This window comes from Actinomadura alba, assembly GCF_014323705.1.
GTDB classification, from domain to species: Bacteria; Actinomycetota; Actinomycetes; order Streptosporangiales; family Streptosporangiaceae; genus Actinomadura_C; species Actinomadura_C alba.
The window spans coordinates 1-17,628 of the sequence record NZ_JABVEC010000048.1 but is presented as its reverse complement, the minus strand read 5'-3'; the positions used below and the strand labels follow the sequence as shown (position 1 = coordinate 17,628).

Here is a 17,628-nt window from a genome sequence, read left to right as displayed (position 1 = left end):
GGCGACGTACGGTAGAAATGTGACGTCGCAGATCGCGGCTTATCGGCCGGTCCTCGTGACGCGAACGCCACCGGCGGACGTGATACACGGCTATGCGCCGCCGGCGCGGCCCGTCGGCACGGTGGTCATCGCCTACTGTGGTGCCCTCATGATCGTCCGGGGGGAGTACGCGTCCATCCCCCCGCTGGACACCTGCGCGGAGTGCATCGCGGTCTGGAAACGCCAGCGCTGCTGACCGCCCCGGTCTCCGCACCGGACGCACCGGCGGCTCACCGAGTGTCGGCGTACGCACCACGGGCGGGCACCCGAGTCGTGCTTTCGCCGACACCGAACGCGGTTCTAGCCGCCGGCGGCCGGTCCGGGTGACGGCTGGCGCGTGAGCGAGAGCAGGTGGCGCGCGGGGCCGGCGGGGCGCTGACCGGTGGGCCAGACCGCCCGGAGCGGGCGCCGCAGGTCCAGGCCGGCGACGGGCACGGCAACGAGCCGGCCGGTCGTCACCTCGTCGGCGACGGCGAGTTCGCTCACGACCACCGGGCCGGCGCCCGACGCGGCCGCCGCCTTCAGCGCGGTGGTCGACGCCAGTTCGAGTAGCGGTTTGGCCGTCCCCCCGTACTCGGACAGGGCCTGATCGAGCACCTCGCGGGTACCCGACCCCTGCTCCCGCAGGATGAGCGGGGTCGCGGCCAGTTCGCGCGCGGTCACTTCGCCGCGCCGCCGGGCCCACGGGTGGCGGGGGGCCACCGCCACGAGCAGGCGGTCGGTCGCGATGACCGCGCAGCCGAGCCCCGTGGGCGCCGTCGCCCCCTCGACGAAGCCGAGGTCGGCCTGCCCGGCGAGGACCTGTTCGGCGACGGTCGCTGAGTTGGCGACCCGCAGGGTCACCGCCGTCCCGGGGCGGGCCTCGTGCAGGGCGAGCAGCCAGCCCGGCATGAGGTACTCGGCCACGGTGAGGCTGGCCACGACGCGCAGCCGCCCGTCGCGGTGCTCGCGCAGCGCTCCGAGCCCGGCGTCCAGGGCCCGCGCCGCCTCGATCACCTGCAGCGCCCACTCGGCGACCAGGGCCCCGGCCTCGGTCGGCCGGGATCCGCTCGGTGAGCGGTCCAGCAGCGCCATGCCGATCTGCCGTTCCATCGACCTGATCCGGGTGCTGGCGGCGGGCTGCGAGACGCCGAGCTCGGCGGCCGCCCGGCCGACGCTGCCCAGCCGTACGACGGCCAGCAGCAGCTCCAGGGCGCCCAGTTCGGGAACGCGGTGCGAAAGGCGCATTCACGCAGTGTAAGGGGCGGCCCATAAGGGGGACTTATGCTCCCATAGGGCGGTGACCTCTACCGACCCGGCCGAGCGGCACCCACATTAGAGGGATGATCACGACCAGCCCCCCCGCCATCGGAACTCCGCTCGCCGCGCCGGAACGCCGTGCCGAGTTGTTCCGGCACCTCGGCCCGAACTGGTACGCCGCGGTGATGGGCACGGCGATCGTGTCCGGCGGGGCCGTCGCGCTGCCGGTCTCGGTCCCCGGCCAGCGCGGTTTCGCGATCGTCGTGTGGGGGCTGTCGGCGGCGCTGCTGCTCACGATCATGACGGCCCGCGCCGTTCACCTGCTGAGGCATCGGGCGGTGGCCCGGGCCCAGTTGCTGGACCGGCCGGGCATGGCGGTGTTCTACGGCTGCCCGCCGATGGCGCTGCTCGCCGTCGGCTACGCCACCCTCGCCGTGGGGCGGGACGTCATCGGCCTGAGGGCGGCCGTGGCGGTGGACATGGCGCTGTGGGGCATCGGGACGATCTATGCCTTGGCCGTCGTGTGCGCTCTGCCGTACCTGTTCATCGTCCGGTACGAGGTGAGACCGGGCACGGCCGACCCCACCTGGCTGCTGCCGGTCGTGGCGCCCATGGTCGCCGCGGCGCTCGGCCCGGCCCTGGTGCCGCACCTCCCGGCCGGTGAGGCGCGGGCGAGCATGCTGTACGCCTGTTACGCCATGTTCGGGATCAGCCTGCTCGGCACGCTGGTGTTCCTCCCGGGCATCTGGACCCGGCTCGTCCACGACAAGCTCCGGCCGATCACCCTGACCCCCACGCTGTTCCTCGTACTGGGCCCGCTTGGCCAGTCCACCACCGCGGTGAGCCAGCTCGCCGACGCGGCCGGCGCGGCGGCACCGCGCTACGCCGCCGCGATGCGTGCGTTCGCAGTGCTCTACGGCGTCCCCGTCATGGGGTTCGCGATGCTGTGGCTGGCGATCGCCGCGACGGCCAACGTACGGGCGCTGCGCCGGGGGATGCCGTTCGCGATGACGTGGTGGGCCTACACGTTCCCGGTGGGGACCTGCGTCACCGGAGCGGCCGCGCTGGCCGGGCGGACCGGCCTCGGCGCTCTGACCGTCCTCGCCGTGGGCCTGTACCTGTTCCTGGTCACCGCCTGGGCGACCGCGACCGCGAACACTGTGCGCGGGGCACTGACGGGCCGGCTGTTCCTGCCGGCCCCCCAGACCTGAGCGGCCGTGCCTATGCCACGTCGTCGAGGGGCCTCAGCTCGTCGGCATAGCTCACCGAGGTACGCCGCATCACGCCGTCATCGGTGATCACGTACTGGCCGAGCCGCCACAGCGGCGGGGAGTAGGCGTGGATGGAGACGCTGTCGCTCGCGGCGCCGATCAGACGGTGGATGTGGTCGGGGCCGAAGCAGAAGGAGACGTCCTGGCCGACGACGGTCTCGAGGTGCTCGCCACCGATCCGCGGATTGCACTCCCTGAGGGCGCCCGATACGACCCGTACGGCGCCCGAGGACAGATCGTGATCGTGCCAGCCGGTGTCGTTGTCCTGGTTCCAGCAGAGCAGCCACACGTCGACGTACTCGTCTCGGTAGAGGGATGCGTAGTGCCGCTCCTCGCCCGAGTGAACGACGTGGTCCCGCCAGAGCTCCGGCCGCTCGGCGAGCGTGTCCACGAGCTCTCTCAGTTCATGCTTGCTCAGAGAGCGGGCGGGCAGTGCGTCCCAGGACATGGATGGTTACTCCCTTCCGGTCAACAGACGGCGTGGATTGGCGACGCGGAGGGCGTGTTCTCCGGCCTCGCCGAGGTTGAAGTCGGCGCGTTCGGGTGGCCCGGCATAGGGCCGGTCGGAGCCGTAGACGATGACGTCGACGCCGATGGCGCGGACGACGGCGTCGACGCCGCGGGTGCCGTAGGACGACGTCTCGACGAACGCCAGCGGATCGACCTCGCCCCGGCCGCCGCCACGTGCCGCGAGGCGTTCCCCGTGCAGCGGGGCGAGGCCCGCGAGGAGCGCGAAGCAGACCCGCAGCCGAGGGTGGCGCTCGCGGCCGAAGGCCCGGAAGGCGAACCACGCGGCGTGCATCTGCTGCACGTACGGGACGAGCGCGGGCCACCAGGCCGGCGCGCCGGCGGCGTCCTCGGGCACCGGCCCGGGATGGACGAGCAACGGCAGGTCGCGCTCCTCGAGCAGGTCGAGCAGCGGGGCGCAGCGGCGCAGGCCGGCCGCGTCGGCGAGCGCGGTCGCCGGCAACTGGAGGCCGGCGAACCCCTGGCCGAGCCGCTCGGCGGTCGCGCCGGCGTCGATCTCGTCGACGCAGGCGGCAGCCCATGCCCCGAACGGCTCGGGCAGCGCGGCGGCGCCGTCGTGGTAGGCGTCGAGCAGTGGATTCGCCTCGCGCGGCGGCAGCCATTCGACGCCGAGAGGCGTGGACAGTGAGACCAGCGCGCGGTCGAGGCCGTCGGCGCGGGCCATCGCGACTCGCCCGTCGAGGTCGTGGTGGGCCGGGTCGACGTCGTACGGAGGCTCGTGCTCGAGGTGCAGCGTCCAGCCGGACAGGAACGGAGGCACGGAGCGCGCCCGGAGCGCCGCCACGAAGGACGGCGTCCACAGGTGCTGGTGGACATCGGTACCGGTCATCGCTCTGTTCCTCCTCTCCGCAGTGGCTCGGACACAGGTTTACCACTTGGCTAGTCGGCTTTATGGGAAATCGCCGCTTAACCGAATCAGTGGACCGATTCACTGGACCGTTTCAGTGAACCGGTTCAGGGGTGTCGCCGTCAAGTCACCGGCCCACTCCTTACCGGCGGATGTCAGAGCGGGCCCGTATGGTGGTCGGGTGCCTCGCAAGAGCAACCGCACGACCATCAGAGAGGTGGCCAAGGCCACCGGGCTGTCGCCGGCGGCGGTCTCCTACGCGCTGCGCGGGATCCAGACCTCCGAAGAGACCCAGGAGCGGGTACGCCGGGCGGCCGACGAGCTGGGCTACGAGGCCCATCCCATCGCCCGGGCGCTGGCCAGCGGCCGCAGCGACATGGTGGGGCTGCTCTGCGGCTCGCTCGAGGACTTCTGGCAGCAGACCCTCGCCACCGGCATCGGCCGGGCGCTGCTGGCCAGGAACCGCTACGCGCTGATCCTCGACGCGGGCGGCGACCCCCAGCGCGAGCTCGAACTCGCCCGGCGGCTGCGCGACCAGCGGGTCGACGGGATCATCGTCCAGCCGCTGGACCCTTCGGCGCCGCTGTGGGCCGAGCTCGGCCAGACGCTGCCGGTGGTCTCCATCGGAGACGCGCTGCACGGGGGAAAGGCCAGGGGCGAGGTCGTCTTCGACAACCGGCGCGGGGTCACGCTCGCGCTGGAGCATCTGCACGGGCTCGGGCACCGCCGCATCGCCGTGCTGACCTCGACCCGGGCGAGCACTCCGGACCGGCCCGCCGACGTCCACGTCAACTCCGAGGCCGAGCGGCTGAAGGCCGACATCACGGTCGTGACGGCTCCGCAGGCGCTCGACGCGGCCACCCGGGTGGCGCTCGAAGTCCTGTCGGCCGAGCCGCGCCCCACGGCGGTGTTCTGCTTCTCCGACTCCATCGCCTACGGCGTCTACGCCGCCACCCGCGAACTCGGGCTGGCGGTGCCCGGCGACGTCTCGGTCTGCGGCTACGACAGCCACCCGATGTCGGCCCTGCTCACGCCGCCGCTGACCACCGTCGACTGGAACATCGACGGCATCGTCGACTCCGCCGTACGGGTGGTCGTCGGCGCCATCGAGGGCAAGCAGAGGCGGCGCCGCATCGTGCGCGAACCGAACCTGCGCTACCGGTCCTCCACCGGCCCGTGCGCCCCGCGGCACTGACGCGGCACCGATGACGTGCGCGGGTGGCCGCCCTCACCACAGGCCGGGCACGCCCGCCTCACCCGGCGCGACGCCCGCCGAGAAGTCCTCCAGATCCAGCAGGTCGGCCGCGACGGCGATGTCACCGTCCAGCGGGCGGTCCTCGACCCGCGGGTCGAGCACCGAGGCGGCCAGGTCGTAGGCACCCTTGAGCGGGCCGCCGGTGGGCGCGCGCCCCTGCATGCGCAACGCCCGCATGGCGGCGACCAGTTCGCAGCCGAGCGCGATGCGGTAGGCCGTGATCGCGTCCGTGGTCGCCCGCGCCGACTGGGGCGAGAACCCTGCGTGCTCCTCGACACCGCGCGACAGCACCGCGTTGCCGAGGGCCGCGGGGCTCGCGTAACGCCGCACGTCCGCGATCGCCGACTGGGCGACGTACTCCAGGATCATGATTCCCGAGCTGGCCTCGGTGGCGGCCAGGAACGGGTGCAGGCCGGTGAACGACGGCTCGACGAGTGTGCCGAGCCGCGACGCCGACAGCGCGGCGGTCTGGAACAGCGACGCCCGGGCCGCGTCGAGCGCCAGCCCGACGTAGGCGGTGTGGAAGTTGCCGTTGTGCCAGACGGCGCGGTCGACCACGTCGATCAGCGGGTTCTCCGCGGCGGCGTTGATCTCCCGGGTGATGACGCCCTCGGCGTAGGCCGCGGAGTCCACGGCCGGGCCGTGCACCTGGGGGAACGCGCGATAGCCGTACGGGTCCTGGATCCGGCCCGGAGACGAACCCTCGTAGGCCAGCAGCAGCCGCATCGACGCCGCCACCTGCTGCTGGCCGGGGTGCGGGCACGCCTCGTGGACCACCGGGGCGTACGGCTCAGCGGACCCGTAGGCGGCGACCAGGGACAGCGCCGCTATGACGATCGACGCGCGCAGCAGCCGCCGCAGGTCGGTCACGGCCAGCGCCGCCTCGCCGAGGGTGGCCGCGTTGGAGCTGATGAACGCGAGTGCATCGGCGGATCGCAGAGGAAAGCCGGGGCCCTGGTCGCCGCCGATCCACGACCGCTCGCCCAGCAGGCACAGCGCGGTCGAGGCGAGCGCTGTGAGGTCGCCGGTGCCGATCGCGCCGTAGATCGGGATGGGCGGCGTCAGACCCAGATTGATCACATCCGCGAGCGCGGGCAGCACGCCGGGATCGACCCCCGCGCCTCCGGCCGCGAGCTGGTTCAGCCGTACGGTCAGCATCGCGCGGGCGACCTCGGGGCGGAGCAGCGGCCCGGCGCCCGCGGCATGGCTGCGCAGCAGGCGCAGTCCATGGACGTCGGCGTCGTCCCACTCCACGTCGACGAGCCGGTTGGCGCCGACGCCGGTGGTCCGGCCGTACACGGGCTGGGTGCCCGTGAGCTCGCGCGCCACCTTCCAGGACTCGAGAGCACGGGCGATGCCGGTGTCGGACATCACCACCTGGACGTCGTCGCGGGCGACGCGGGTCACTTCAAGGCAGGTCAGTGCCGTGCCGTCGATAACGATTCGGGTGCTCGTCACATGAGCCTCGTTACATTTCGTACTATTTCTGGCGAGATAGGGGACAACCGCATACCACGGTGCGAGGCTCATCGGCCGTCGTGACGTGCGCACTCATCGTTGGGTACGGTCGTTCGCGGTATCGCTTTACTTCATCTTGGCACTGGATCACATCACGGCGTCCACCGGCGCCGGCGAGGAGGTGGGTCGTCTGATCACCTTTGACGGCGTCACGAAGCGTTACGCGGATGGCACCGTGGCCGTCGACGACCTCGACCTGGAGATCCCGACGGGTCGGATCACGGTGCTCGTCGGGCCGTCCGGGTGCGGAAAGACGACCACGCTGCGGATGATCAACCGGATGGTGGACCCCACGGACGGCGTCGTGGCGATCGACGGCACCGACGTGCGGTCGAAGAACCCGCCGGAGCTCCGCCGGGGGATCGGCTACGTGATCCAGCAGGCCGGGCTGTTCCCGCACCGCACGATCCTCAACAACATCGCGACCGTGCCGTACCTGCTCGGCTGGGACAAGAAGAAGGCGCGGGCGCGGGCGCGCGAGCTCATGGACAGCGTGGGCCTCGACCCCGCCATGGCCTCCCGCTACCCGTACCAGCTGTCCGGCGGCCAGCAGCAGCGGGTCGGGGTGGCGCGGGCGCTCGCCGCCGACCCGCCGATCATGCTGATGGACGAACCGTTCAGCGCCGTCGACCCGATCGTCCGCAAGAGCCTGCAGGACGAGTTCCTGCGCCTGCAGGCCGAACTGCAGAAGACGATCGTGTTCGTCACCCACGACATCGACGAGGCCATCAAGCTGGGACACAAGATCGCGGTGTTCCAGGTCGGCGGCAAGCTCGCGCAGTACTCCACCCCCGACGAGCTGCTGGCCGGCCCGAAGGACGGCTTCGTCGCCGACTTCCTCGGGGGCGAGCGCGGCCTCAAGCGGCTGCGGTTCTTCCGTGAGCTCGACGCCGAAGAGGCCGCGGCCAGGTCCGGCGACGCCGGTGGCCCCGGTCCGGACGGCGGTCCCGGAGCGGACGAGAAGGCCGGCGAGGGCGATACGACCGGCGGATCCGACGACAGCCCGGTCGGGGGCCGGTGAGCGCATGGCCTCCATGGCATTGGTCGACGGTGAGCCGCTGATCCGGTGGAACTGGGTCGCCGACCATCTTCAGGACTTCGTGGACCTGACCGGTGAACATCTGTTCCTGTCGCTCGCGCCGGTCGTGCTGGGCCTGCTGATCTCGATTCCGCTCGGGGTGGCGTCGATCCGGTGGTCCTGGCTGTACCCGCCGGTCTTCGCCGGCGCCAACCTGCTGTACGCGATCCCGTCGCTCGCGCTGTTCATGCTGATGCTCGACCTCACCGGGCTCAACTCGCGCTGGACCGCGATCGTGCCGCTCACCGGCTACACGCTCGCGGTGCTCGTGCCGAACGTGGTGGACGGGCTGCGGCAGGTGCCCGCCTCGGTGCGGCAGGCGGCCACGGCCATGGGCTTCGGCACGTGGCGGCGGCTGATCCAGGTGGAACTGCCCATCGCGGTGCCCGTCATCATGGCGGGGTTGCGGGTGGCGACGGTGTCGAGCATCAGCCTGGTGAGCGTCGCCGTGCTCGTCGGCCAGGGCGGGCTCGGTCAGCTGTTCACCGACGGCGCGCAGCGTGAGTTCCCGACGCCGATCATCGCGGGCATCGTGCTCACGATCATCCTGGCCTTCGCGGCCGACCTGGCGCTGGTGACGGCGCAACGGCTGCTCACCCCGTGGGCGCGGAGCCGGAAGGGGACGGCATGAACATCCTGGGACTGTTCTGGGAGTGGTTCAGCGACTCGGCCAACTGGCAGGGCACCGACGGCATCCCCACCCGGCTCCTCGAACACGTGTGGTACTCCGGTCTGTCGCTGCTGATCGCAGCGGCGATCGGGCTGCCGCTCGGCCTGCTGACCGGGCACACCGGGCGGGGCGGCTTCGTCGCCGCCAGCCTGGCCAACTTCGCGCGTGCGCTGCCGACTCTGGGCATCGTGATCCTCGTCGTGCTCATCTACGGCGTGGGCCTCGGCCCGGTGCTCACCGCGCTCATCGCGCTGGCCGTACCGCCGGTGCTGGTGAACACCTACGAGGGCATCCGCAACGTCGACGCCGATATCAAGGACGCCGCGCGCGGCATGGGCATGACCGGCCCCGAGGTGCTGTTCAAGGTCGAGATCCCGGCGGCCATGCCGCTCATCCTGCTCGGCCTGCGCACCGCGGCGATCCAGATCGTCGCGACGGCGACCGTGGCGGCGTACGTGAGCCTGGGCGGCCTCGGGCGCTACATCTTCGACGGCTTCCAGCGGCAGGACTACAAGGCCGTCGTCGGCGGCTCGGTCCTCGTCGTGCTGCTGGCCGTCATCGTTGCGGGGATCTTCCTCGCGCTCCGCCGGCTGCTGGTGCCCGCGGGAGTTCGCCAGAGCGGGAGAGTGGCCTAGCGAGGAGTTCGGGCGGACCTCGCCCAGACCGATGTGTCCCAAAGCTGTACTGATTTCCCCCGAGAGGAAATTTCACAATGAAGGCAATGATCCGACTGGCCGCCGTGGCGACCTCCGCGCTGGTGGCGTTGACGGCCTGCGGCGGCGGTGACTCGGGCTCCGACGACCCGCTGGCCGGTCCCACCCAGAGCGGCGCGGGTGGGGGCGGCAGCGTCGTCGTCGGCTCGGCGAACTTCCCCGAGAACGTCCTGCTCGGTGAGATCTACGCGCAGGCCCTCGAGGCCAAGGGCGTCACGGTGCAGAAGAAGCTCAACATCGGCGCCCGCGAAGTGATCTACAAGTCGATCCAGAGCGGCGAGCTGAGCATCCTCCCCGAGTACAACGGCGCGCTGCTCGCGTACATCGACAAGGAGAGCAAGGCCACCACGACCGACCAGGTCGACGCCGAGCTCAAGCAGAAGCTGCCGTCCGGTCTCGAACTGCTCACCCCGGCGGCGGCGGAGGACAAGGACTCCGTCACCGTCTCCAAGGCCACCGCCGACAAGCACAAGCTGACCACCATCGAGGACCTCAAGCCCGTCGCCAAGGACCTCGTCATCGGCGGGCCGCCGGAGTTCAAGACCCGGCACCAGGGCGTGCTCGGTCTCAAGAGCGTCTACGGCGTGGAGTTCAAGTCGTTCAAGTCCCTCGACGTGGCCGGTCCGGTGAGCGTCAGCGCCCTCAAGAAGGGTGACGTCGACGCCGCCGACCTCTTCACGACCGACCCGGCGATCAGCAAGAACGGCTTCGTCACGCTGCAGGACCCCAAGAACCTGTTCAGCGCGCAGAACGTCGTCCCGTTGGTCAACACGTCCAAGGTCAATGACACGATCAAGACCACGCTCAACGCGGTCTCGGCGAAGCTCACTACGCAGGACCTGCTGGACATGAACAACAAGATGTCCACCGACAAGGAGGACGCCGACGCGGTCGCCAAGGAGTGGCTGCAGAAGGCCGGCCTCGGCGGCTGACCCCCGCGCACCGCGAACAACCGCATGACCACGGCAGGGACTTCTCCACCGTGATCATGCGGTTGTTCGCTTTCCGGTGGTGGTCGTCAGGACCGGTCACCGGCCGAGGGAGTGCCAGAACTCGTAGTGGTGATCCTTGGCGAAGTCGGCCGGCCCGATCCCGCCGTGCCCCGGGGCCAGCGACTGGACGTACCGGTCCGACGCCTGGAAGCGCGGCCAGCGCGGGGCGGCCGCGTCGTTCGGGTCCCCACGGTGGGCGAACCGCGCCCAGTAGCGGAGCATCTGGTCGGACAGCCCTCGCTGGTCGGCGCTGAGCGGGTCGGCGTATCCGACGGCGAAGAGGTACGGGAGTTCGGCGAGGTGGTAGGCCCCCGCGGGGAAGGTGGTCCTCGGGATCCCGGCGAAGAAGGGCGCCTGCCGGTCGGCGAACTCATAGGCGTAGGTCGGCACCTGCCGGGCGAACAGCCTGTCCGCGTCCAGCGCGGGACGCGCGTACGAGTGGTCGGTCATGGCAGCGGCCAGCGCCTCACTCGGAGAGCCGAAGCCGGCGAGGGGATATTTCTCGCGCACCGCGGCGGCTTTGTCGCCGAAGGTGGCCTCGAGCTGCTCGGCGTACTGCTTCGCGGTGAGCGGGCACGGCTTGGGGCGGGGAGTCCCGCCCGGGCAGTTCATACCGGCCCGCTCCATGCCCCACAGCTGCCCGCGGTACTCGTCGTGGGTGGTGCCGTTCATCACCGGTACCTTGGCGAACCGGCCGGTGGCCAGCGCCCGTGCCGGGTCCACGGGCAGTACGGGCCCGCCCGCGACCGGGCCGGGGTCGTAGCCGGATCCGGGGTAACCGACGGCCTTCAGCACCTTGGCGACCGGCCTGGCCCGTAGACATGCCGCGGTACGAACGGTCCCGCCGCAGTTCAGCTCGGCCGCCAGCGACCTGCCCTGCGCCTCCGCCGTGCGCCGGTCCTGGACGGGCGCGGTGCACGAGTTGCTCTGCGTGATGACCCGGTGGAAGAGGCCGGCGCTGGACGGCGCGGCGAGGTGGGCGCAGACACTGGTGGCACCGGCCGACTGGCCGAACAGGGTGACATTGCCGGGATCGCCCCCGAACGCGGCCGCGTTCCGGCCTACCCAGCGCAACGCGGCCTGCTGATCCTCCAGGCCGAAGTTGCCCGATGCACCCGGGGTCGGCCCGTCCAAAGCCGGATGCGCCAGGAAACCGAGCGCGCCGAGCCGGTAGTTCATCGTCACGACGATGACGTCACCGCGGGCGGCCAGCGACGCGCCGCCATAGGTATCGCCCTGGCCGAACAGGAAGTGGCCGCCGTGCAGCCAGACCATCACCGGCAGCCTCTTGCCCTGGATGTCACGTGGCGTGGTGACGTTGAGATACAGGCAGTCCTCGGACTCGCTGGGTGCGTCCATCGGCAGGCCGGCGAGCTGGGCGCACCCCGCACCCGGCCGGGTCGCGTCGCGCGGGGCGGTCCAGCTCGCCGCCGGCCGAGGCGAACGCCACCGCAGCTCGCCCACCGGCGGTGCCGCGTACGGGATCCGCTGGAACGACCGGTGATCGGCCTTGACGGTGCCGCGTACCGGACCATCGCCGGTCCGCACGATCGCCGGGTCCCGCGCCGCGCCACCGGCGGCCGGCCCGGTGCCGGTGTCGGCACGCGCGCTCAGCACACCGGTCGCCACGAGGGCGGTCACGACCGCGACCGACCCGGCCGCCATCCAACGCGTGCGAAGGGCACGCCGGGGCGGCCCGTCTATCGGTTTCATGATGAGACCCTTCTGTCCGCCGCAAGTGTGCGTACAGAGTAAGCGCGAGTGCACTATCACCGCAATCGCCAGGGACAACAGATGAGATGCGAGAGGTATGCACTAGTGCACTGCCGACTGGGCTCGCCTGCTCTGGTCGACGTCGGCGGGCACGTCCGACGCCATGGCGTCACCCGCTATCGTCGGAGCGGCCAGTGCACTAGTGCGCCGATCGGCTGTCGAGAGGAAAGACCATGAGCGGATCCCCACCCTCGATCGAGATCGTGGCCGAGATCCGGCGTCGCATCGCCCAGGGCGAGCTCGCCCCGGGCGACCGGGTGCCTTCGACCCGGCAGATCACCCGGGAATGGGGAGTCGCGATGGCGACCGCGACGAAGGTCCTGACCGCCCTGCGCGCCGAGGGGCTGGTGCGACCGGTGCCCGGCGTCGGCACCGTGGTGGCGGCGCCCGAGCCCGAGTCGGCGCCGATCAGGCGTGCCGCCGCGCAGCACCGCGAGAACCGCGTCCAGCAGGGGGCCCTCACCCGGGAGCGGATCGTGCGGACCGCAATGGAGATCGCCGACGCCGAGGGACTCGGGGCCCTGTCCATGCGCCGGGTCGCGGCCGAGCTCGGGGTCGCCGCCATGTCCCTCTACCGTCACGTCGCCGGCAAGAACGAACTCGTCCTGCTGATCACCGATGCCGCGTTCGGCGAGGTCGAGCTGCCCGATCCCATGCCGCGAGGCTGGCGGGCCCGGCTCGAACTCGCCGCCCGACGGCAGTGGGAGCTCTATCACCGGCATCCGTGGGCGGCGCGGGCGATCTCGCTGACCCGGCCGGTGCCGGCGCCGAACGCGATGGCCCACACCGAGTGGACCATGCGGGCGATCGACGGGCTCGGCCTCGATCCGGTGACCATGCTGCATGTGGCGGTCACGATCGCGGGGTTCGTACGGGGGACCGCGGCAGGTCTGGCGGCCGAGGTCGACGCGCGGGCCGACACCGGCGTCACCGACGAGCAATGGCTGGAATCCGCTGACTCGCCGGTGGCGGCGGTCGCGGGCTCGAACGCCTTTCCGTTGCTCGCCGCGGTGCCCCCGCAGTCCATGGACCTCGACACGCTCTTCGAGTTCGGCCTGCGGCGGATTCTGGACGGAGTGGCCGCGCTGATCGACGGCCGGGCGCCGTGACGCGGGCGAGCTGGGGGGGTCGGCCCGCCGGGTCGGGGTCGGCCCGCCGTGCGCGGTGTCAGCCGGCCGTGCCCGGGGTCAGGCCGGGCCGGGCCGCGTGACGTGACCACCGCCGAGGCGCCTGGTCAGCTCGGCCGCCGACGCGCGGACCTGATCCGCCAGCCGGGGCCAGGTCTCCTCGGGCCGGGTATCCCGGCGGAACGTCACGGTGATCGCCGCGGCCGGATGCCCGACATGGTCGAACGAGCAGGCGGCGATGCTGGCGAACCCCTCGGTGACATGGCCGTCCTCGGCCGACCAGCCGCTCCGCGCCTCGTCGGCGAGCACCCGTCGCAGCTCCCGCAGCGACCGCGGCCCATGCCCGGTGCGGTCCACCAGCGGGCCCGGGAACAGCGCGCGGATCTGGGCGGGGGGCAGGTGGGCGAGCATCGCCCGGCCGCTCGCGGTCAGCTGGGCCGGCAGCCGGACGCCCACGTCGGTCACGAGCGTCGCGTGCTCTCGCGGCTGCTCCTTCAGCAGGTAGAGGGTCTCGGCACCGTGCAGCACGCCGAGCTGGACGATCTCGCCGGTCCGGTCGACGAGCCGGTGCAGGAGCGGCCGGGCCAGCCGTTCCAGCGGCCCCTGGCGCAGATAGGCCGACCCGATCTCGAAGGCCGCCACGCCCAGGCCCCACCTGCGCGCCTCGGGCAGATAGGTGACGAATCCCTCCTCGGCCATGGCGCTGAGCAGGTGGTAGGTGCTCGACCGCGGCAGCCCGAGCGAGCGCGCGATGCCGGCGGCGGTCAGCGGTTCGGCCGCCGAGGCGACCAGGCGGAGCACGGCGAGGGTGCGCTTCGCGGCTGGAACCTGGCTCACGGCCGCCCGCCCCCGGCTCTCGCGCGGCGCCCGGCGGCTCTCTGCTGCATACCGCCATTGTCGCGCCTGGGAGAGCGCATTGTCTCGTATTCGAGACACAACTTGGGTTTCCGCGGGTCCACGAGGTGCCGTGCTCCGCTCCAATGAGGGGTATGGAGAGCGCCGTGACCGACACATCCGCCGCGACCGTCCCCGTGGGGCCGAAGGCGCTGACATTCGACGAGGTCGTCGCCGTGGCCAGGGAGGGCGCGTCCGTGCGCCTCACCGACGAGGCGCTCGAGGCCGTCGCCGCGTCCCGTGCACACGTCGAGGAGCTGGCCACCCGCTCGACGCCCGCCTACGGGATCTCCACCGGCTTCGGCGCCCTCGCGACCCGGCACATCCACGAGGAGCTGCGGGCCCGGCTGCAGGTCTCGCTCGTACGCTCGCACGCCGCCGGCAACGGCCCCGAGGTCGAGCGCGAGGTGGTCCGGGCGCTGATGCTGCTGCGGCTCCGCACGCTGGCGTCCGGCCGCACCGGCGTCCGGCCCGACACGGCGCGCACGCTGGCCGCGCTGCTGAACGCGGGCATCACGCCGGTGGTCCACGAGTACGGCAGCCTGGGCTGCTCGGGCGATCTCGCGCCGCTCGCCCACGTCGCGCTCGCATTGATCGGCGAAGGGGACGTACGCGACGCGGACGGCACGCTCGTGCCCGCGGCGGAGGCCATGGCGTCGGCGGGCATCGAGCCCCTGACGCTCGCCGCCAAGGAAGGGCTGGCCCTGATCAACGGCACCGACGGCATGCTCGGCATGCTCGTCCTCGCCATGCACGACCTGCACCGGCTGCTCACGACCGCCGACGTGGCCGCCGCGATGAGCGTCGAGGCACAGCTCGGCACGGACCGGGTCTTCGCCGCCGACCTGCAGGAGCTGCGCCCGCACCCCGGGCAGGCGTCGTCCGCCGCGAACCTGCGGGTCCTGCTCGCCGACTCGCCGATCATGGCCTCGCACCGTGGCGCCGACTGCACCCGGGTCCAGGACGCGTACTCGCTGCGGTGCGCGCCGCAGGTCAACGGCGCGGCGCGGGACACGCTGTCCCATGCCGAGCTCGTGGCCTCGCGCGAACTCGCCAGCGCCATCGACAACCCGGTCGTGCTGCCGGACGGCCGGGTCGAGTCCAACGGCAACTTCCACGGTGCCCCGGTCGCCTACGTGCTCGACTTCCTCGCCATCCCGATCGCCGACGTGGCGTCGATGGCCGAGCGGCGCACCGACCGGATGCTCGACGTCGCCCGGTCTCACGGGCTGCCGGCCTTCCTCGCCGACGACCCCGGCGTCGACTCCGGGCACATGATCGCGCAGTACACCCAGGCCGCGATCGTCTCCGAGCTCAAGCGGCTCGCCGTGCCCGCCAGCGTCGACTCGATCCCCAGCTCGGCCATGCAGGAGGATCACGTCTCCATGGGCTGGAACGCGGCACGCAAGCTGCGCCGCTCCGTCGACGGCCTCACCCGGGTGGTCGCGATCGAGATCCTCACCTCGGCCCGCGCACTGGACATGCGCTCCCCGCTCCGTCCCGGCCCCGCGACCGGCGCGGTGGTGTCCGCGTTGCGCACGCGGGTGCCGGGGCCGGGCCCCGACCGCTTCCTCGCGCCCGAGATCGAGGCGGCCGTCGAACTCGTACGCGACGGCTCGCTCGTCGCCGCCGCCGAATCCGTCACCGGCCCCCTGAGCTAGGAGAGATCATGACCGCTGGTCCCCGTCCCGTACGCTCGCCGCGCGGCACGACGCCGAGCGCCAAGGGCTGGCCCCAAGAGGCCGCGTTGCGGATGCTCATGAACAACCTCGACCCCGAGGTCGCCGAGCACCCCGACGAGCTGATCGTGTACGGCGGATCGGGTCGCGCCGCGCGCGACTGGGCGTCGTTCGACGGCATCGTCGCGTCCCTGCGAGACCTCGAAGGCGACGAGACGCTGCTCGTACAGTCGGGCAAGCCGGTCGGGATCTTCCGTACCCACGAATGGGCGCCGCGGGTGCTCATCGCCAACTCCAACCTGGTGCCGCAGTGGGCGACCTGGGAGGAGTTCCGCCGGCTCGAGTCGCTCGGCCTGACGATGTTCGGCCAGATGACCGCCGGCTCGTGGATCTACATCGGCACGCAGGGCATCCTGCAGGGGACCTACGAGACGTTCTCCGCCGTGGCGGCCAAGCGCTTCGGCGGATCGCTGGCCGGGACGATCACGCTGACGGCCGGTCTCGGCGGCATGGGCGGGGCCCAGCCGCTGGCGGTCACCATGAACGGCGGGGTGGCCATCTGTGTCGAGTGCGACCCGTCCCGCATCGACCGGCGCGTCGACCACCGCTACTGCGACGTCCGGGCGGAGAGCCTCGACGAGGCGCTGCGGCTGGCCGTCGAGGCTCGTGACGCGCGCCGTCCGCTGTCGATCGGGCTGCTCGGCAACGCCGCCGACGTCTTCCCCGAACTGCTCCGCCGCGGCGCCCCGATCGACGTCGTGACCGACCAGACCTCGGCGCACGACCCGCTCACGTATCTGCCGCGCGGCGTCGCCTTCGAGGACATGGCGGCCGAGCGGGACAAGGACCGCGACGGGTTCATCCGGCGGGCCAGGGAGTCCATGGCCGTGCACGTCGAGGCCATGGTGGGCTTCCAGGACGCCGGGGCCGAGGTCTTCGACTACGGCAACTCGATCCGCGGCGAGGCCGAGCTCGCGGGCTACGGCCGCGCGTTCGACTTTCCCGGGTTCGTGCCCGCCTACATCCGGCCGCTGTTCGCCGAGGGCAAGGGCCCGTTCCGGTGGGCCGCGCTGTCCGGCGATCCGGCCGACATCGCCCGTACCGACCGGGCCGTCCTGGAGCTCTTCCCGGACAACGAGCCGCTGGCCCGCTGGATCCGGATGGCGGGGGAGAAGGTGCGCTTCCAGGGCCTGCCGTCGCGGATCTGCTGGCTCGGCTACGGCGAGCGCGACAAGGCCGGCGCCGTGTTCAACGACCTCGTGGCTCGGGGGGAGATCAGCGCGCCGCTCGTCATCGGCCGCGACCACCTCGACAGCGGATCCGTCGCCTCGCCCTACCGCGAGACCGAGGGCATGGCCGACGGCTCGGACGCCATCGCCGACTGGCCGCTGCTCAACGCGCTCGTCAACACGGCGTCGGGCGCGTCGTGGGTGTCGATCCACCACGGCGGCGGCGTCGGCATCGGCCGGTCGATCCACGCGGGCCAGGTGTGCGTGGCGGACGGCACGCCGCTCGCCGGGCAGAAACTGGAGCGGGTGCTCACCAACGACCCCGGCATGGGCATCATCCGGCACGTGGACGCCGGCTACGAGGACGCCGCCCGCGCCGCCGACCGCGGCGGAGTCCGCATCCCCATGCGAGACCGGCCCGCTCAGCCGTCGTGATCATGCAGTTGTTCGCGTGATGGCGGGGCGAACAATTGCATGATCACGGCTGGAGAGGGGGGTTCGATGAGTTTCGAGCAGATGTGGGCCTCACTGCTGCCGATCGGCCGTGACGCGGCGACCGGTGGCTATCACCGGTACGCCTGGCGGCCGGCGGAGCTGGAGTGCCGCGCGTGGTTCGTCGACCAGGCGCGGCAGCGGGGCCTCGAGGTCGAGCAGGACCGCAACGGCAACCTGTTCGCCTGGTGGCGGCCGGAACGCGGACGACCGCGTGATCACGATGGTGTACGGCGTGCGCCGGTCCTTGAGGGGGACGCGGGGGTGCGCGAACAAGTGCATGA

15 protein-coding genes and 2 pseudogenes are annotated in these 17,628 nt (G+C 71.9%); 11 read left to right on the top strand and 6 right to left on the bottom strand.

Translation table 11 applies throughout. The annotated features are described in order from the left end of the window. Positions 1-19: 19 nt before the first annotated feature. On the top strand, positions 20-235 hold the full coding sequence (locus HKK74_RS35525; RefSeq protein WP_187247809.1) for a hypothetical protein: 216 nt from the start codon (positions 20-22) through the stop codon (positions 233-235). A 104-nt stretch (positions 236-339) separates the two neighbouring features. Here the strand turns inward: HKK74_RS35525 and HKK74_RS35520 are convergent, their stop codons facing one another. Further along, positions 340-1,266: a LysR family transcriptional regulator gene (locus tag HKK74_RS35520; protein WP_187247808.1), complete on the bottom strand. Its 927-nt coding sequence runs from the start codon at positions 1,264-1,266 to the stop codon at positions 340-342. Between the two features lie 95 nt (positions 1,267-1,361). Between HKK74_RS35520 and HKK74_RS35515 the strand changes: the two genes are divergently transcribed. Further along, a complete protein-coding gene (locus HKK74_RS35515; protein ID WP_187247807.1) occupies positions 1,362-2,489 on the top strand; it encodes a TDT family transporter in 1,128 nt (375 codons plus the stop codon). Positions 2,490-2,499: 10 nt separating this feature from the next. Here HKK74_RS35515 and HKK74_RS35510 read toward each other — a convergent pair whose 3' ends face one another. Both HKK74_RS35510 and HKK74_RS35505 read right to left on the bottom strand, forming a co-directional pair. Then, on the bottom strand, positions 2,500-2,997 hold the full coding sequence (locus tag HKK74_RS35510; RefSeq protein WP_187247806.1) for a cysteine dioxygenase: 498 nt from the start codon (positions 2,995-2,997) through the stop codon (positions 2,500-2,502). Between the two features lie 6 nt (positions 2,998-3,003). Continuing rightward, positions 3,004-3,906 (bottom strand): amidohydrolase family protein, encoded by a 903-nt coding sequence (locus HKK74_RS35505; protein WP_187247805.1) that lies wholly within the window; start codon positions 3,904-3,906, stop codon positions 3,004-3,006. 199 nt (positions 3,907-4,105) lie between these two features. Here HKK74_RS35505 and HKK74_RS35500 point away from each other — a divergent pair, with 199 nt between their 5' ends. Further along, entirely contained in the window at positions 4,106-5,119 is a 1,014-nt protein-coding gene (locus HKK74_RS35500; protein WP_187247804.1) for a LacI family DNA-binding transcriptional regulator, read from the top strand. A 33-nt stretch (positions 5,120-5,152) separates the two neighbouring features. Here HKK74_RS35500 and HKK74_RS35495 read toward each other — a convergent pair whose 3' ends face one another. Beyond that, a complete protein-coding gene (locus HKK74_RS35495) occupies positions 5,153-6,637 on the bottom strand; it encodes an aromatic amino acid ammonia-lyase (protein WP_187247803.1) in 1,485 nt (494 codons plus the stop codon). A 190-nt stretch (positions 6,638-6,827) separates the two neighbouring features. On the opposite strand from HKK74_RS35495, the pseudogene HKK74_RS35490 reads away from it, so the two are divergent. The 4 genes and pseudogenes from HKK74_RS35490 to HKK74_RS35475 all read left to right on the top strand — a co-directional run. After that, positions 6,828-7,574: pseudogene (locus HKK74_RS35490) on the top strand (ABC transporter ATP-binding protein); the annotation flags it as partial. Positions 7,575-7,731: 157 nt separating this feature from the next. Next, positions 7,732-8,406: an ABC transporter permease gene (locus tag HKK74_RS35485; RefSeq protein ID WP_187247802.1), complete on the top strand. Its 675-nt coding sequence runs from the start codon at positions 7,732-7,734 to the stop codon at positions 8,404-8,406. Beyond that, positions 8,403-9,080: an ABC transporter permease gene (locus HKK74_RS35480; RefSeq protein ID WP_187247801.1), complete on the top strand. Its 678-nt coding sequence runs from the start codon at positions 8,403-8,405 to the stop codon at positions 9,078-9,080. Before HKK74_RS35485 ends, HKK74_RS35480 begins: the two co-directional genes overlap by 4 nt. 77 nt (positions 9,081-9,157) lie before the next feature. Further along, a complete protein-coding gene (locus HKK74_RS35475; RefSeq protein WP_187247800.1) occupies positions 9,158-10,090 on the top strand; it encodes an ABC transporter substrate-binding protein in 933 nt (310 codons plus the stop codon). A gap of 96 nt (positions 10,091-10,186) precedes the next feature. Here the strand turns inward: HKK74_RS35475 and HKK74_RS35470 are convergent, their stop codons facing one another. Continuing rightward, the gene (locus HKK74_RS35470; RefSeq protein ID WP_222723141.1) at positions 10,187-11,863 is read right to left on the bottom strand and encodes a carboxylesterase/lipase family protein; all 1,677 of its coding nucleotides are present in this window, start codon (positions 11,861-11,863) and stop codon (positions 10,187-10,189) included. Between the two features lie 233 nt (positions 11,864-12,096). Between HKK74_RS35470 and HKK74_RS35465 the strand changes: the two genes are divergently transcribed. Further along, positions 12,097-13,032: a TetR/AcrR family transcriptional regulator C-terminal domain-containing protein gene (locus HKK74_RS35465; protein ID WP_187247799.1), complete on the top strand. Its 936-nt coding sequence runs from the start codon at positions 12,097-12,099 to the stop codon at positions 13,030-13,032. A gap of 78 nt (positions 13,033-13,110) precedes the next feature. Here the strand turns inward: HKK74_RS35465 and HKK74_RS35460 are convergent, their stop codons facing one another. Continuing rightward, entirely contained in the window at positions 13,111-13,887 is a 777-nt protein-coding gene (locus tag HKK74_RS35460; RefSeq protein ID WP_312882110.1) for an IclR family transcriptional regulator, read from the bottom strand. A gap of 152 nt (positions 13,888-14,039) precedes the next feature. Between HKK74_RS35460 and hutH the strand changes: the two genes are divergently transcribed. From hutH to HKK74_RS35445, 3 genes and pseudogenes are all read left to right on the top strand, one after another. Next, entirely contained in the window at positions 14,040-15,605 is a 1,566-nt protein-coding gene (gene hutH / locus HKK74_RS35455; RefSeq protein ID WP_187247797.1) for a histidine ammonia-lyase, read from the top strand. Positions 15,606-15,613: 8 nt separating this feature from the next. Further along, positions 15,614-17,287, top strand: coding sequence for a urocanate hydratase (gene hutU, locus HKK74_RS35450; protein WP_187247796.1), 1,674 nt, complete (start codon positions 15,614-15,616; stop codon positions 17,285-17,287). 66 nt (positions 17,288-17,353) lie between these two features. After that, positions 17,354-17,628 (top strand): annotated as a pseudogene (locus HKK74_RS35445) (hypothetical protein); the annotation flags it as partial.